General features: G+C 66.7%; 18 protein-coding genes. 8 read left to right on the plus strand and 10 right to left on the minus strand.

Annotation, left to right across the window (positions count from 1 at the left end; genetic code table 11):
* Positions 1–111 precede the first annotated feature (111 nt).
* From QUE33_RS12080 to QUE33_RS12090, 3 genes are all read left to right on the plus strand, one after another.
* Positions 112–843: a hypothetical protein gene (locus tag QUE33_RS12080; RefSeq protein ID WP_286300344.1), complete on the plus strand. Its 732-nt coding sequence runs from the start codon at positions 112–114 to the stop codon at positions 841–843.
* A complete protein-coding gene (locus tag QUE33_RS12085; protein WP_491562449.1) occupies positions 791–919 on the plus strand; it encodes a DUF6186 family protein in 129 nt (42 codons plus the stop codon). The genes QUE33_RS12080 and QUE33_RS12085 overlap by 53 nt, the downstream gene beginning before the upstream one ends.
* Positions 920–1,048: 129 nt before the next feature.
* Positions 1,049–1,747 (plus strand): SIP domain-containing protein, encoded by a 699-nt coding sequence (locus QUE33_RS12090; RefSeq protein WP_286300346.1) that lies wholly within the window; start codon positions 1,049–1,051, stop codon positions 1,745–1,747.
* Positions 1,748–1,768: 21 nt separating this feature from the next.
* Here QUE33_RS12090 and QUE33_RS12095 read toward each other — a convergent pair whose 3' ends face one another.
* On the minus strand, positions 1,769–2,020 hold the full coding sequence (locus QUE33_RS12095) for an SDR family NAD(P)-dependent oxidoreductase (RefSeq protein WP_286300347.1): 252 nt from the start codon (positions 2,018–2,020) through the stop codon (positions 1,769–1,771).
* A 29-nt stretch (positions 2,021–2,049) separates the two neighbouring features.
* Positions 2,050–2,481 (minus strand): SDR family NAD(P)-dependent oxidoreductase, encoded by a 432-nt coding sequence (locus QUE33_RS12100; RefSeq protein WP_286300350.1) that lies wholly within the window; start codon positions 2,479–2,481, stop codon positions 2,050–2,052.
* A 94-nt stretch (positions 2,482–2,575) separates the two neighbouring features.
* Between QUE33_RS12100 and QUE33_RS12105 the strand changes: the two genes are divergently transcribed.
* On the plus strand, positions 2,576–3,166 hold the full coding sequence (locus QUE33_RS12105; protein WP_286300352.1) for a TetR/AcrR family transcriptional regulator: 591 nt from the start codon (positions 2,576–2,578) through the stop codon (positions 3,164–3,166).
* A 29-nt stretch (positions 3,167–3,195) separates the two neighbouring features.
* Here the strand turns inward: QUE33_RS12105 and QUE33_RS12110 are convergent, their stop codons facing one another.
* A complete protein-coding gene (locus tag QUE33_RS12110) occupies positions 3,196–3,549 on the minus strand; it encodes a MerR family transcriptional regulator (RefSeq protein ID WP_286300354.1) in 354 nt (117 codons plus the stop codon).
* A 90-nt stretch (positions 3,550–3,639) separates the two neighbouring features.
* Here QUE33_RS12110 and QUE33_RS12115 point away from each other — a divergent pair, with 90 nt between their 5' ends.
* Positions 3,640–4,554 carry an NAD-dependent epimerase/dehydratase family protein gene (locus QUE33_RS12115; protein ID WP_286300356.1) on the plus strand — a complete coding sequence of 305 codons (915 nt, stop codon included), beginning with the start codon at positions 3,640–3,642 and terminating at the stop codon, positions 4,552–4,554.
* 551 nt (positions 4,555–5,105) lie between these two features.
* Here QUE33_RS12115 and QUE33_RS12120 read toward each other — a convergent pair.
* Positions 5,106–5,504, minus strand: coding sequence for a TetR/AcrR family transcriptional regulator (locus QUE33_RS12120; RefSeq protein WP_286300358.1), 399 nt, complete (start codon positions 5,502–5,504; stop codon positions 5,106–5,108).
* Between the two features lie 85 nt (positions 5,505–5,589).
* Between QUE33_RS12120 and QUE33_RS12125 the strand changes: the two genes are divergently transcribed.
* Both QUE33_RS12125 and QUE33_RS12130 read left to right on the plus strand, forming a co-directional pair.
* Complete coding sequence (locus QUE33_RS12125; RefSeq protein WP_286300359.1) at positions 5,590–6,657, plus strand: saccharopine dehydrogenase family protein; 1,068 nt, start codon at positions 5,590–5,592, stop codon at positions 6,655–6,657.
* Between the two features lie 268 nt (positions 6,658–6,925).
* Positions 6,926–7,579: a hypothetical protein gene (locus QUE33_RS12130; protein ID WP_286300362.1), complete on the plus strand. Its 654-nt coding sequence runs from the start codon at positions 6,926–6,928 to the stop codon at positions 7,577–7,579.
* A gap of 53 nt (positions 7,580–7,632) precedes the next feature.
* Here the strand turns inward: QUE33_RS12130 and QUE33_RS12135 are convergent.
* The 6 genes from QUE33_RS12135 to QUE33_RS12160 all read right to left on the minus strand — a co-directional run bounded on the left by QUE33_RS12135 (position 7,633) and on the right by QUE33_RS12160 (position 11,738).
* A protein-coding gene (locus QUE33_RS12135) for an IS3 family transposase (RefSeq protein WP_286300364.1) occupies positions 7,633–8,825 on the minus strand; the annotation gives its coding sequence in 2 pieces (ribosomal slippage) (positions 7,633–8,538 and positions 8,541–8,825; 1,191 coding nt in all).
* A 50-nt stretch (positions 8,826–8,875) separates the two neighbouring features.
* Positions 8,876–9,808 carry a hypothetical protein gene (locus tag QUE33_RS12140; protein WP_286300365.1) on the minus strand — a complete coding sequence of 311 codons (933 nt, stop codon included), beginning with the start codon at positions 9,806–9,808 and terminating at the stop codon, positions 8,876–8,878.
* 76 nt (positions 9,809–9,884) lie between these two features.
* Positions 9,885–10,109: a hypothetical protein gene (locus tag QUE33_RS12145; RefSeq protein ID WP_286300367.1), complete on the minus strand. Its 225-nt coding sequence runs from the start codon at positions 10,107–10,109 to the stop codon at positions 9,885–9,887.
* Between the two features lie 26 nt (positions 10,110–10,135).
* Positions 10,136–10,900 carry a hypothetical protein gene (locus QUE33_RS12150; protein WP_286300368.1) on the minus strand — a complete coding sequence of 255 codons (765 nt, stop codon included), beginning with the start codon at positions 10,898–10,900 and terminating at the stop codon, positions 10,136–10,138.
* A gap of 94 nt (positions 10,901–10,994) precedes the next feature.
* Positions 10,995–11,558: a hypothetical protein gene (locus QUE33_RS12155; RefSeq protein WP_286300369.1), complete on the minus strand. Its 564-nt coding sequence runs from the start codon at positions 11,556–11,558 to the stop codon at positions 10,995–10,997.
* 21 nt (positions 11,559–11,579) lie between these two features.
* The gene (locus tag QUE33_RS12160; protein WP_286300370.1) at positions 11,580–11,738 is read right to left on the minus strand and encodes a hypothetical protein; all 159 of its coding nucleotides are present in this window, start codon (positions 11,736–11,738) and stop codon (positions 11,580–11,582) included.
* A gap of 2 nt (positions 11,739–11,740) precedes the next feature.
* On the opposite strand from QUE33_RS12160, the gene QUE33_RS12165 reads away from it, so the two are divergent.
* Positions 11,741–12,514: a hypothetical protein gene (locus QUE33_RS12165; protein WP_286300371.1), complete on the plus strand. Its 774-nt coding sequence runs from the start codon at positions 11,741–11,743 to the stop codon at positions 12,512–12,514.
* Positions 12,515–12,556 lie beyond the last annotated feature (42 nt).

Below are 12,556 nucleotides of genomic sequence, written 5' to 3' on the forward strand. Positions count from 1 at the left end.
CCACGCGAAGCCCAGAACAGGATCGCCATCATGCTCGCGGGTCGCGAATCGCGGCCTCCCAACACGCGAAGCCACCAGATCGGCCACACGAAGACATGCAGCAGGGCTAGCATGCCCAGTGGAGTGGCGATGGATTCGGGAACGGATGCCGACGGGGCCGCGCGCAGGGGCATGATGCGCTGGCCGGTGGCGTGCTGGCTGACGATCCTCGTGCTGATCGGGATCGTGCAGGTGATGCGCGCGGAATGGTTCGATGCCGGGGTGTTCCTCGTGGCCGTCGTGCTGGTGCTGTTCAGCATCCGGATGCCGCGAAGCAGCGCCCACCGCATCCGTTCGGGTCCGGTCGTTGTCTGCGCGACCGGACTCGCCGCCGTCACCGCGCTGCTGCCGCGGCACAGTATCGCGATGATGGTTGCCGTGCTGGTGATAGGCGCCGCCGCACTGGTCGCGGCGTGGCCGGACGCGGCCACCCGCCCGCGCGAGTGGACCCGCGGCTCTCGCCGGCTCGGCGTCGCGTGGGCGGTGATCATCGTCATCGGATGCCTGTGGGAGCTGTCCCAGTTCATCGTCGGCCGGCTCGCCCCCGATCAGCCGAGCTTCGCGCTGAGCGACCTGGTCGATCCCCTGCTGGGCACGATGCTCGGGAAGGCGGTCTTCGCCGGCGCCTGGCTGGCGTGCGGAGTGTTCCTCGTGCTCCGCGGAGCAGGGCGGGGAGTGCACGATGATCGTCAGCACCGCGTTCTTCCTGCTCTGCGCCGCAGCGCTGGTGCTGGTGTCGTGGCGCATCCGCGTGAGCGATCCCGAGGCGACCGTGACCGAGCTGTTCGATCGTCTGCTCGATGACCGGGCGGTGCGCCTTGCAGTGATCGTGGTCTGGTGGTGGCTCGGCTGGCACTTCCTGGCCGGTCAGACGCTGTGATGGCGCTCGGCATGGGCGCCCAATCATGAAACTGAACCGTTCAGTTTTGGGAGATTGAACTGAACGGTATGGTCTGATCTGCGTCCACACCGAGGGATGACCCATCTCGACCGCAACAGGAGCAGAGTTATGCCCAAAGCGCCGTCGATCGTCGGCAGAATCGTCGAGTCGGCGCTCGGACGACCCACGCGGGTGCTGCGCGTCGCCGAACCGGCACCCGGATTCCTGCACCTGGATCTGCGAGCGGAGCCACCCGCAGGAGGGTGGCAGCCCGGCCACGAGGTTCAGGTGCGCGTCACGCGCACAGAAGCGCGACGCTACACGGTGCGCCGCGTGGAGGAGCCCGACCGCATCCATGTCCTGGCAGCGCTCGAGACCGGCGGTCCCGGCGCACTCTGGCTGCGCGGCCTTCGGCCGGATGCTGAGATGACCCTCCTGGCCGCACGCCATGTGCCGCTCCGTCAACACGGCAGGCGCCGCCTGCATCTCGGGGACGGGTCCGCGCTCGGCACGTTCGATGCCCTCACCGCAGATCAGCCGGATCCGCTCGTCGCCGTCGAGGCTTCGGCCGAATCCGTTCCGGCGCTCGCACGGGAGTGGCCCGGATTCCGCTTCGTTCCTGCCGGTGGCTCGCCGGGGGACACACTGCAGAGGTGGCTCGACTCCGCGATCGAGGGCGGGGCTCTCGCCGGAATCGACGGCGCACTGCTGCTGGGACACGCGCAGTCCCTTCAGCGTCAGCGACGCGCACTCGTGGACAGCGAAGTGCTCGACCGCCGATCCATCACCACCAAGCCCTACTGGGCGACCGGGCGAGTGGGGCTCTGAGCTCCAGCATCCGCTCGAGTCTCACCATCCGCCGGCGACGGCGACCTCCTGGCCGGTGATGTAGGCGGCGGCATCCGAGGCAAGGAAGGCGACCACCTCACCGACTTCGTCGCTCGTACCGAAGCGCCCGAACGGGATGCCGGCACGGGTCGCTGCCCGTGCATCCTCCGGCACGCCCAGCTTGTCCCAGATCGGGGTGTCGACCGCGCCGGGACTGACGGCATTGATGCGGATGCGGCGGGGCGCCAGCTCGAGGACGAGCGAGGGCATCATCGCCAGCAGGGCACCGCGCGTCGCCGATGTCAGGCTTCCCCGGCGATTCCTCGGCTCACGCCGGCACCGACGGTGAGGATGACCGAGGCCCCGTCGCGCAGCAACGGCAGGGCCTTCTGCAGAGTGAAGTACTGCCCCTTGAAGTTGATGTCGACCTGATCGTCGAAGGAGGCTTCGGTGACGTCGGCAATCGCTGCGGGACGGCTGACCCCGGCATTGAGGAAGAGTGCGTCCAGGGTGCCGAATCGTTCTCGGACCGTCTCGATCATGGCATCCGTCTCGCTGAGCGAACGTGCGTCGCAGCGGATCACGAGCACCTCCTCGGGGAGTTCTCGGCGAGCTGCGGCGATGGAGTCGGGATTCCGACCGGTCACGGCGACGTCGAATCCGCACCGCCGCAGCGCGAGGGCGGTGGCCCTGCCAATTCCGGTCGTTCCGCCGATGATGAGCGCTGTGGGCATGATCTTCTCCTCCGAACGGGTGGCTGCTCTGAAAGCGGAGAGGTCTCCACTTATCTCCATCCTAACCGGAGAGCTCCCCGGATAGGATGCTGTCATGCCCGCAGACCGCAGCGAACCCCACTCCGCACCACCGGCCCGCACCGACGCGCGCCGCAATCGAGCGCGGATCGTCGCCGCCGCGACCCAGGTGTTCTCCTCCACAGAGGGCCCGGTGTCGATGGATTCGATCGCCCGTCGCGCCGGCGTCGGCAGCGGCACGCTCTACCGTCACTTCCCCACCCGTGAGGACCTCATCGAAGAGGTCTACCGCGATCAGCTCGATCGTCTGCACAGCGGAGCACAGGAGCTGCTGCGCACGCAGTCGCCGGCGCGGGCGCTGGGTGAGTGGATGGGGCTGCTCGCCGACTGGGCCGCCGCCAAGCACGGCATGAGCGACGCGCTGGCCTCGGCCATGGCATCCGGCCGCATCGCCCCGAGCGCGATGCGCAGCGAACTCGTTCAGCTGCTGACGGCATTCCTCGACGCCGGTGGGCGCACCGGAGACCTGCGCGACGACATCGATCCCGCCGACCTCGGCGCGGTGCTGGCCGGAGCCCTCGTCGTGGCCGGTGGGGCTGCGCAGCGCGATCAGTTGCAGCGGATGCTGCGGATCATCGTCGAGGGCGTGCTGACGCGCGAACAATGAGAGTCGAAGACGGGGTGACGCTCGCGCGACTACGGCTGACTCGAGGTGGCGAGGAACTGCGTGAGCTGGTCGCGGGTGGCGTCGAGGCGTCGGGCCTTGGTGTCCATCTCGTCGCGGATCTCGGCGACGCGCTGCATGAGCGCCCCGCAGTCGCCGGCGATCGGGCCCGCTTCTCCGGTGCAGGGCAGAACACGGGAGACGAGCTCGGAGGGGAACCCGAGATCGAAGAGGGTACGGATGGTTGTGACGGTCTGGATGGCGTTGTCGTCGAACTCGCGATACCCGTTCGCCCGGCGCTCCGAGCGCAGCAGCCCGATCTGCTCGTAGTACCGGATCGCCCGTGGGCTCGCACCGGTCTCGCGGCTGAGCTCTCCGATTCTCACGGCATCGCACCTCTCGACTTGACCTTGACGTCAGTGTCATAGTTTACCGTCGATTCCGCGCGGGCAGGGGCTTGCGCGGAAAGGACGAAAATGAAGATCTTCCTCACGGGCGGCACCGGGTACGTCGGCTCGGTGCTGCTGGAGCACCTGCTCGATGCCGGGCACGAGGTCGAAGCGCTCACCCGCAGCACCACCGGCGCCCAGCGGCTCGCTGACGCCGGCGCGACCGCGGTGCAGGGTTCGCTGGCGGATGCCGACCCGCTTCGCGCGGCGGCGGCCAGGGCGGATGCCGTGATCCACACCGCCTTCGACGGCACGATGTCCGCCGACGCCGCCGCGACGGAGCTCACCGCCGTGCGTGCTCTCGCCGCGGGCGCGGGGGAGGCGGGAACGGGCAAGCCGGTGCTGTACACCAGCACCGCACTCGTCTACGGACTCGATCCCGCACAGGACCGTCACGAGGACGCGCAGCTTCCCGAGCGCAGCGCCCAGCCGGTGAAGGGCCAGGCGGAACAAGCTCTTCTCGGCGCCGCGGGCATCACCCCGATCGTGATGCGCGTCGCACTCGTGCACGGCCGCGGCGGGTCAGGTCTGGTGACCGGTCTGATCGCCGGCGCGGCATCCGCCGGCACCGCGGCCTACGTCGACGACGGCACCCAGGTCTGGGATGCCATCGACGTCGACGACCTCGCGGACCTCTACGTCGCCGCACTGGCGCACCCCCGCGCCGGCATCTACAACGCCAAGGGCGCCAATCCCTTCACGATGCGCGAGCTCGCCGAGGCGATCAGCGCTGCCACGGGCGCGCAGCCGGTCTCGCTCCCCCGCGCGAGTGCTGCCGATGCCCTCGGTCCGCTTGCGCTCATCCTGGGCGCACCCGGCACCCTCGCCGGGGACAAGGCCAGGACGACATTCGGATGGACGCCGCTGCGCGGCTCGCTGCTCGACGACATCCGCACGGGAAGCTACCGCGTTGTCGATCCAGCCGTGAAGAGGATCGTGTGATGCCAGCCCCCGGGGCCGTTCCACCCTGACCTCCGCACAGCACCACCATTGTGGCCCGCCCCCAATCGGAGAGAGCAAGAATCACCATGCCACCGACCACGACAATGAGACCGATCACGATGAGCGTGCCGATGTGTTCGATCCAGAACGGCGCCTTGTCATCCTCGCCGTAGACGACGACGCGCTCGCGGGAACTGATCTTGATGCGCTTGCTCATCGTGCGTTCCTCTCCGGGTCGAAAGTGCTGTGCCGAAATCGCTTCTCGGTGAGCCACAGGGCCTTCCGCGCTACTTTCCGGCGAAGCCCGCGACGGAGGCATTGATACGGTCCGAGATCCCTATGTGACTGCCGGGCGAGTGCGTGTTCATCGTGGGCGGGGAGCCCGGTGATCCGCGTGCAGCGCGGAATGAGCGTCGAGGATCTCGTCGATGCGGGTGGTGAGCTCGGATTCTGAATCGGGTGACGCCAGCCAACGGTCGACGGCGAGGTACATGACGGTGACGGCGAGGTCTGCAAGCAGCCGTGCTGAGACCTCGTCGACCCCCGCTCGATCAGTCCGGCTTCAGCCGTCGTGGAGAGCTCGTGCCGTTTCGCGAGCTCGCGCTCGCGAAGCGTCGGATCTGTCGCCACGATGGCTCGCACGCGTCGGATCCGATCCGCCCGCCCACTGAACTGCTCCTCCGCCGATTGATGCAGAAGATGACGCACAACCTCGATCGGGGTGAGGCCGGGGGCGCATCCGCAATGATCTGCTGCGCGTATTCGGACATCGCACCATCCGCGAACAGCACCTCCCGTTTGTCGGCGAAGTGACGGAAGAAGGTTCTCGTGGTGAGCCCGGCCCGCTCGGCGATCTCCGGCACGGTAGTCGCCGAGAACCCCTCCGCCTCGAAAAGCTCGAACGCGGCGTTCTCCAGCCGACCACGGGAGTCGGGAGCCCATCTCGCCATCCCGCCATGCTAGCCGATGACACGACATGACATCGAAATGCTAGTGTGATGACATTGCATGTCATCACGAGTGAGGGAGCCGACTGTGGAACAGGCCGACGAGGTATGGGTATTGGGCGGAACGGGAAGGACAGGGGCTCGAGCCGCAGCGATCCTCGCCGAACGCGGCACGCGAACCGTGCTCGTGGGAAGGAACGCCGCTCGGCTCGAGGCAGCGGCGGCCGAGACCGGAGCGACCCGGACGCTGATCGCCGACGATCCGGCCGCGATGGCCGCGGCGATTCGACGTCAGCGCCCCGCAGTGGTGGTGAACACCGTGGGGCCGTTCTCCGCGACGTCCAAGCCGTTGGCCGAGGCCTGTCTCCCGACCACCTCCTACGTTGACATCGCCAACGACGTGACGACAGCTTCCACGATCGCCGGCCTCGACGAGGCCGCGCGTCGGCACGGTCGGACGCTGGTGACGGGCGCAGGCTTCGGGGTCGTCGGGACGGAGGCTCCGCTCACACTCCTGTGCGACGAACGCCCGGTCCCGACCACGGTACGAGTCGACTCCGTGGCATCCTTCACGACCCCCGCCGGCACACTCGGCCAGGCCCTGTCCGACACCATGATCGAGATGTTCTCTACGAAAGGCCAGCGCATCGTGAACGGCCGATTCATCTCCGCACCGATCGGCTCCTCGGCACTGCCCCTCACGCTCCCCGATGGGAGCTCGGTGGTGACGGGAGCCTGGCCATCCGGCGACCTCTTCGCCGCCCATCGCATCAGCGGCGCGCCCGAGATCATCGCAGCCACGGCTGAGGTTCCGACCGGTCGAGCGGGGCGCGCCGCGCTGCCGGTGGCGAGAGCTGCCCTGCGCGTGGGCGGGTTGCGCCGGTTCGCCGCTCGCCGACTGGCCGCCATGCAGGTCGGCGAACGCCCCATGCCACGACCGAACACCTGGGGGCACGCATCCGCGGGGTGGTCCGACGGACGCGCACACGACGCATGGTTGCGTGCGGGCGACGCCAACGACTTCACCGCACGCGTTCTGGCAGAGACCGCCTTCCGCATCCTGAACGGGAACGCCACCCCGGGCGCAGGCACGCCCATCCAGCTCCTCGGCCTCGACCTGGTCGAAGCCGCGGGAGGCGAGGTCTACCTGGCCTGAGCTCTGATGGTGCCGACCTGCCAGCATGTTGGATCCACGTCTCTCGCACGACGTGAGCGAAACGTGATCGGGGTTTGCAACGCTGTCTCTACGTTCTTGATCTGCTGCGTACTGGCTGCAGTCGCGCAGACAGTCGAGCACCCTGGAGGAGCATCGTGCACACACCGATGAGGAAGACGCCTCGCCACCGCAGAACACCCCGGCTCGTTTCGTTCCCAAGGAACGGTCGGTGTCTTCGGCCGGAACGGGCATCTCAATGAGGGTCGGGATGAGCAGGACGATCGACGGATCCCGCACCGGGCGCTCCTTGGGCGCCGGGCTGCTCGCGGGCATTCTCCTATTGGGACTGAGCGCCTGCGATGACGGCGAACAGTCCGCCGGCTCGATGAATGGCCCCGGAGCGACCCCGACCACATCGCAGGACGAGGACACGTCGACGGAGTCCGGCATCCATTCCGACGTGCAGGCCGTTCAGCAGTGCCTGGCCGGTGACTGGGAGATCGACCGATCCAGCGAGTTCTGGGACATCCCAGCGGGAGAGGCCGATGATGTCACCGGCACGGTCTACGTCGTGTTCTCCGCCGATGGCGAGTTCCGGATGATCTTCGAGCAGTGGTACATCTACGTCGATAACGGGGCAGAGATCGGAAACTACGTGGAGACGACGTGGAACGGCACGCTCAGTGGCGAGTACGTCGTCGACGAAGGCGGGTTCGCGGTGGTCGAGGTGGCCGACTCTTCGGCGAAGATCGAGACCGTCATCGCGTTCGGCAAGAACATCGAAGAGGAGACCACGCGGGTTGAGGACCAGCCGGTTCCTCTGGTCTTCACCTGCGACAGTGACCGCCTTCTCGGCTTCCCCGTCGCGGATCAGGATCGCTCAGAACCGTTCGCCGTCTATCACCGCACGAACAGGAGCTGAGCATGGCCACGATCACGTCCGGGACTGCTGCACGGATAGGTGACAGTTGCTAGTCACGCCGCCAGTGCGACGGTCGTGTTCATGATGGTCTCGAATTCGATGGGCGTCAAACGCCCGAGAGCTGCCTGCCGGCGTCGCCGGTGATAGGTGCGCTCGATCCAGGTCACGATCGCGATGCGCAACTGCTCACGGGTGGCCCACGACTGCCGGTTGAGGACGTTCTTCTGCAGCAGAGCGAAGAAGCTCTCCATCGCGGCGTTGTCCCCGGCCGCGGCCACGCGGCCCATTGATCCGACCAGGCGGTGACGGGTCAGCGCACGCAGGAATTTCCGGCTCCGAAATTGAGACCCGCGGTCGGAATGTATGACGCAGCCGGCGACGTCTCCACGCATCTGGACCGCGTTCTCGAGTGCGCGGACGGCGAGGCTCGACTTCATCCTGGAGTCGATCGAATACCCGACGATCTTGTTGGCGAACACATCCTTGATGGCGCAGAGATAGAGCTTGCCCTCCGCGGTCCTGTGCTCGGTGATGTCGGTCAGCCACAACTCGTTCGGCCCGTCTGCGGTGAACTCGTGCCGTACTCGGCCGTTCTCATCGGTCACGGTGCAGAGGTCGTCGTGGACTGCAGGGCCGGGCTTCTTGCCGATCTTGCCGCGTTTCTTCCCGAATATGGACCACCAGCCGTTGGCTGATGTGATCCGCCAGGCGGTCCGATCCGACATGGGTTCCCCGGCGTCCCCCGCCTCGTCGGCGAGGAGCCGGTGTCCGAACTCGGGATCGTCCTTGTGCGCGTCGAACAGCGCGTTCGCGCGATAGGCCTCCACGATCTCGCCCGCCGCGACGGGGTTCGCGAGCCACCGGTAGTAGGGCTGGCGGGAGAGCTTCAGTACCCGGCACGTCACCGTGACGGGGATCCCGTCGGCGGCGAGCTCTGTCACGAGCGGGTACATCATTTTCCCGGCAGATGCGCCTGCGACAGATAGGCTGCCGCACGCCGCAGCACCTCGACTTCCTGCTCCAGGAGCCGGTTGCGCTTGCGCAACTGCCGCATCTCCTCGCTCTCCGAGCGGGTCACTCCGGGTTGCTCGCCACCTTCGATGCGGGCTTCGCGAAGCCACTTGTCCAGCGTGCCGACGTGCACGCCGAAGTCTTTCGCGATCTGCGCGAGCGTGACATTCGCTTCACGGGCCTGCGCCACACGAACGACATCGTCGCGGAACTCCTTGGGAAACGGCTTGGGCATGATGACATCCTTCCAGGCCAGCCCTCCGGGCTAGCCAACTCAGATGTCACCTATCCGTGCAGCAGTCCCTCCCGGTACCGGGCAGCAAGTTTCGCTGCGGTCGAACGGTTGCCACCAACCAGCGCGGTGAGCATGTCGTGGGAGCCAACGGGACGGTTCTCGGAGTCCAGACCGAAGGACGCAGCTCCCTCGCGGGTGGGGAAGTAGAACTCGGCGGTGTAGTTGTTCTCCGAGATGCGCGCCTTCAGCTTCTCGATGGTGTCGCGCTCACCGCGCGTTTCCAGCGCTTCGGCGAAGATGTTGGCGCTGGCGGCACGTGCTGCTGCGAACCGCGCTTCCGCATCCTCCAGGTCTTCAGTCAGGCCGTGGATGTCGACCCATTCGCCGGAGCGGACGACGCCCGCGTACCGACCGTTCTCGCCGAAGATGATGGTCTCTTCTTCGCCGGGGAACTGGAACGTGAGGAAGCCGAGCGCCTTCGCGAACACGACGGGGCTGACGGCCTGGTCGAGACGCTCCCAGGGCTTCTCGCGCTGCCCGTGGCGCGGCTCGCTGAGCCAGGACGGACCGTCAGTCTTCGCGACGGGGATGGGCTGCCAGTCCCAGCCGTAGCCGAGGGCGGGTGTGAACGGAACCTCGGCGCAGGTGAACTCGAACTCGGTCTCGTGGAGGCCGTCAGCGGCCCAGGTCTTCACAACGGTGGCGGCCTTCTTGCCGAGCGCGGTGAGGCGGATGCCGTATTCGGCGCGTGCAGTCCAGGTGTCTTCGTGAAGGGCGATGTCCCAGGTGCGCTCCCATTCGCCAGCGTTGATGCTGAGCGGCTCGCCTTCGATTTCGATGGCGGTGGCGGTGCGGCGGATGCGCAGGTCGGTGGCCCAGCCCCAGCGGTCAGCCCAGGTGTAGATGCAAGCGGGGAGCCAGTTCTCCTGCTTGTCGTGAAGGTCGGGGATTTCAAGGCGCACGGTGTGCTTTTTCGTCGTCATACCCTGCTTCTGGCGCGAACGGGGGTGTTTTTCTCGTGTACGACAAATCCCTCCCGAGACGGTTCGGGAGGGATTTTTACTCCGCTTCAGGCGGTGGACTTCGAACGTCGAGCGCGCGGTCTGCGAGCATCTCGATGGCCTTGCCGACAGCCTGCGTGGGCATCGGCCTCCAGACTTCTTCGGCGACGAAGCGCCGCACGGTCGGGCCGTCGAGGCGGAAGACTCCGCCGTCGCGGTGTACGAGCGTGACACCGTCGGGGCGCAGGTGGAGCGGTCCGAGGCTCTCGATGAGCGCTGCCATTTCTTCCGGCTGCATCGCACGAGGGGTCACGCTGCGACCGCCATCGCGGTGTGCGGCTCGTTCCGGTCTTCCCCGCCACACAGTTCGAAGATGGCGATGGAGAGAACGGGGTGGTTCGCGGCGGCGGCTCGCGCCTTGCACAGGTGCTCTTCGAAAGTCGCGCGGGTGATGCGCATGGTCTTCGCGGCGGCGTCGTGCTTGTTCATCTCGGGGAGTGCGTCATCCCGGTGCAGGTTGCCGAGCGTCAGGACGGCGGCAATCTGCTTCTCCGTGAGAACCGGCAGCCCGGTCGCCGCGCTCGGCTCGCGGGCGATGGTCTGGAAGGACTCGCGGATGACGCGCGTGTTCCACGCGCGCTCGACATCACTGAGCGGCTCGGCGGGGGCGTAGAGGTCGAAACCGTGCGCCTCGCGGGCGGCGTCGATGCTCATGGCGCGGTTGCCGTACGCAGCATCTTTGCGCTGCTTCTCACCGACGAGTCCGGCCCTGTGCACCGGCGTGCTGCGGCTGCGGCCGTACGCGAACTTCCGGAGCACGGCACCCGGCTCCTGACTAGCGGCCTCGGCGCAGAACTGGTCGAGGAAGTAGTCGACAGCGGTGATGCGGGTGACCTCGTGGAGTGCTTCCCAGTAGGCAGCTTCAGCGTCCTCGAAGGTGGCAACGGCCGCTTGAATGACTGCGCCGGTGCGGCGTTCAACCTCTCGGACGAGGCGGGTCTTGCCGGGGTTCGCGCGAAGCTGTTCCATGAGGTCGCGGTCGGAAAGTTCTGTGAGAGGGGTAAGGGTGCTCATACCCGTCTTCTGGCGCGAACGGGGGTCTTCTTCTCGCGCGCACGAAAATGCCCCCAGGCGGACACCTGGGGGCTTCGGATTCAGTGGTCTCGGCTTAGTTGTTGACGACGATGATTTCGTACTGACCGGGGTCGCGTTGGGAGTCCACCCAGGGCTGGATTTGTGCGATAACAGCCTCCGCAGAACCGCCCTGGATACCAAGAGGGAAACCGCGAGCGTCGCACATAGAAGCCCAAGTGGTGATGTTCTGCCCAGCATCATTAGATGTCTGAAGCTGACGGACGAGGATGATGGTCTTGCCAGTTGACGCCGACTCTTCAAGAATCTTTTGCCCCGAACTTCCGACGGTGTTCTCTACACTGCCGATGCTCTCAGCAACCTCCTGCTTCACCGGTTCGGGAAGCGGCTGCTTCACGTCGATGATGACGTACGAGCCGTCCGACTTCTCGTAGGGGCGTAGCGTTCCACGCTGACCGTTGAGCTGCTTCGCTTCCTCAGCCGTCAACGGGTCGCCAGGCTGGCCAGTAATCTCCTCCGGAATCTGCGTCTCCTCCGGCGCAGGCGTCGGCTCCGCCGTCTGAGACTGCGTGGCCGTGCACCCTGAGAGCAAGAGAGCCGCCAGAGCTAGGCTGGCAAGGGCGGGCGCGCGCGAAGTCATAGCCGAAGCATAATGGCAACCTCAGAACGGCTCGGTGCTCTCCCGCTCCGCGAGGATGGCGTGGAGATTGGCGGCGTGTGCTGCGGCGTCTTTCTCGCTCCAGAACATGGTCACGTGCCTCTCCAACAACCCGAGCTGCGGGTCCACGGCGATGATTTCGACGCGCGCTTCATCGAGCATCCATGGAAACCCCGGCCAGCCTGGCACTGGAGCAGCCGTTCCGTACCGGCCAGGCCCACGGCTCCAGCACCCGCGTCGGCATGAGCGCCGCCTGCGACGCTCCGACCACCGTCCAGTACCAGTGGCGTAACGACGGCGCTGGAGGCAACCAGGGCGTCTGGCAGGGCTGGTTCGCCCCGAACGACGGCACCCGACTGAACGGCCGCCCGACCTTCAGCACCAGCGCAATCTCTGTCACATGGGGTAGCTGGTACGGAAGCTCCGTGCAGGCCCGCTGTGTCGGCGTGTTCGCAAACTCCGGCAACGTGAGCACCCAGACCACTGGCGTCCAGGCCGCAATCCCGCCTAAGCCGACCAATGTCAGCCTGAGCGTGAACCCTGGCAACGTGAACCACGGCAACGTCGGCTCCTACTGGGTAGGTAACACCTCCGCATCCCGTTCCACCTCCTGGTCTGCAAGCGCCAGTGGCTCCTGCCCCAGCGGTACATACACCCGCTGGACTGGCGGCACCACTTCTGCCTCCGCCACTATCTCGGTCTACTCTGGTTCTGCTGGAACGTACTCCAACAGCGCAACCCGCACCCTGGGCGGCGGCACCATCTACTGCACCGGAAGCGCCAGCGGTGTCTCCGGGCCAGGAGCAAGCGTGTCATCCGCTTCCCGCACCGTCTCGATGTCGGCAAGCTTCAGCCACCCGCCAATCCCGAGCACGCCGACCGGTGCAAGCCTCCGCTGTAATGGTGACTTCGGTAGGGACTGCTGCACGGATAGGTGACATCTGAGTTGGCTAGCCCGGAGGGCTGGCCTGGAAGGATGT

The organism is Microbacterium suwonense (assembly GCF_030296555.1).
In the GTDB taxonomy this organism is placed as follows: domain Bacteria; phylum Actinomycetota; class Actinomycetes; order Actinomycetales; family Microbacteriaceae; genus Microbacterium; species Microbacterium suwonense.

What these genes read in the sequence shown, in the direction of transcription:
- QUE33_RS12080 (WP_286300344.1), top strand. Translation starts at nt 112, where the DNA reads ATGCCCAGTGGAGTGGCGATGGATTCGGGAACGGATGCCGACGGGGCC.
- QUE33_RS12090 (WP_286300346.1), top strand. Translation starts at nt 1,049, where the DNA reads ATGCCCAAAGCGCCGTCGATCGTCGGCAGAATCGTCGAGTCGGCGCTC.
- QUE33_RS12095 (WP_286300347.1), bottom strand. Translation starts at nt 2,020, where the DNA reads ATGATGCCCTCGCTCGTCCTCGAGCTGGCGCCCCGCCGCATCCGCATC.
- QUE33_RS12100 (WP_286300350.1), bottom strand. Translation starts at nt 2,481, where the DNA reads ATGCCCACAGCGCTCATCATCGGCGGAACGACCGGAATTGGCAGGGCC.
- QUE33_RS12105 (WP_286300352.1), top strand. Translation starts at nt 2,576, where the DNA reads ATGCCCGCAGACCGCAGCGAACCCCACTCCGCACCACCGGCCCGCACC.
- QUE33_RS12115 (WP_286300356.1), top strand. Translation starts at nt 3,640, where the DNA reads ATGAAGATCTTCCTCACGGGCGGCACCGGGTACGTCGGCTCGGTGCTG.
- QUE33_RS12120 (WP_286300358.1), bottom strand. Translation starts at nt 5,504, where the DNA reads ATGGCGAGATGGGCTCCCGACTCCCGTGGTCGGCTGGAGAACGCCGCG.
- QUE33_RS12130 (WP_286300362.1), top strand. Translation starts at nt 6,926, where the DNA reads ATGAGCAGGACGATCGACGGATCCCGCACCGGGCGCTCCTTGGGCGCC.
- QUE33_RS12140 (WP_286300365.1), bottom strand. Translation starts at nt 9,808, where the DNA reads ATGACGACGAAAAAGCACACCGTGCGCCTTGAAATCCCCGACCTTCAC.
- QUE33_RS12145 (WP_286300367.1), bottom strand. Translation starts at nt 10,109, where the DNA reads ATGGCAGCGCTCATCGAGAGCCTCGGACCGCTCCACCTGCGCCCCGAC.
- QUE33_RS12150 (WP_286300368.1), bottom strand. Translation starts at nt 10,900, where the DNA reads ATGAGCACCCTTACCCCTCTCACAGAACTTTCCGACCGCGACCTCATG.
- QUE33_RS12155 (WP_286300369.1), bottom strand. Translation starts at nt 11,558, where the DNA reads ATGACTTCGCGCGCGCCCGCCCTTGCCAGCCTAGCTCTGGCGGCTCTC.
- QUE33_RS12160 (WP_286300370.1), bottom strand. Translation starts at nt 11,738, where the DNA reads ATGCTCGATGAAGCGCGCGTCGAAATCATCGCCGTGGACCCGCAGCTC.
- QUE33_RS12165 (WP_286300371.1), top strand. Translation starts at nt 11,741, where the DNA reads ATGGAAACCCCGGCCAGCCTGGCACTGGAGCAGCCGTTCCGTACCGGC.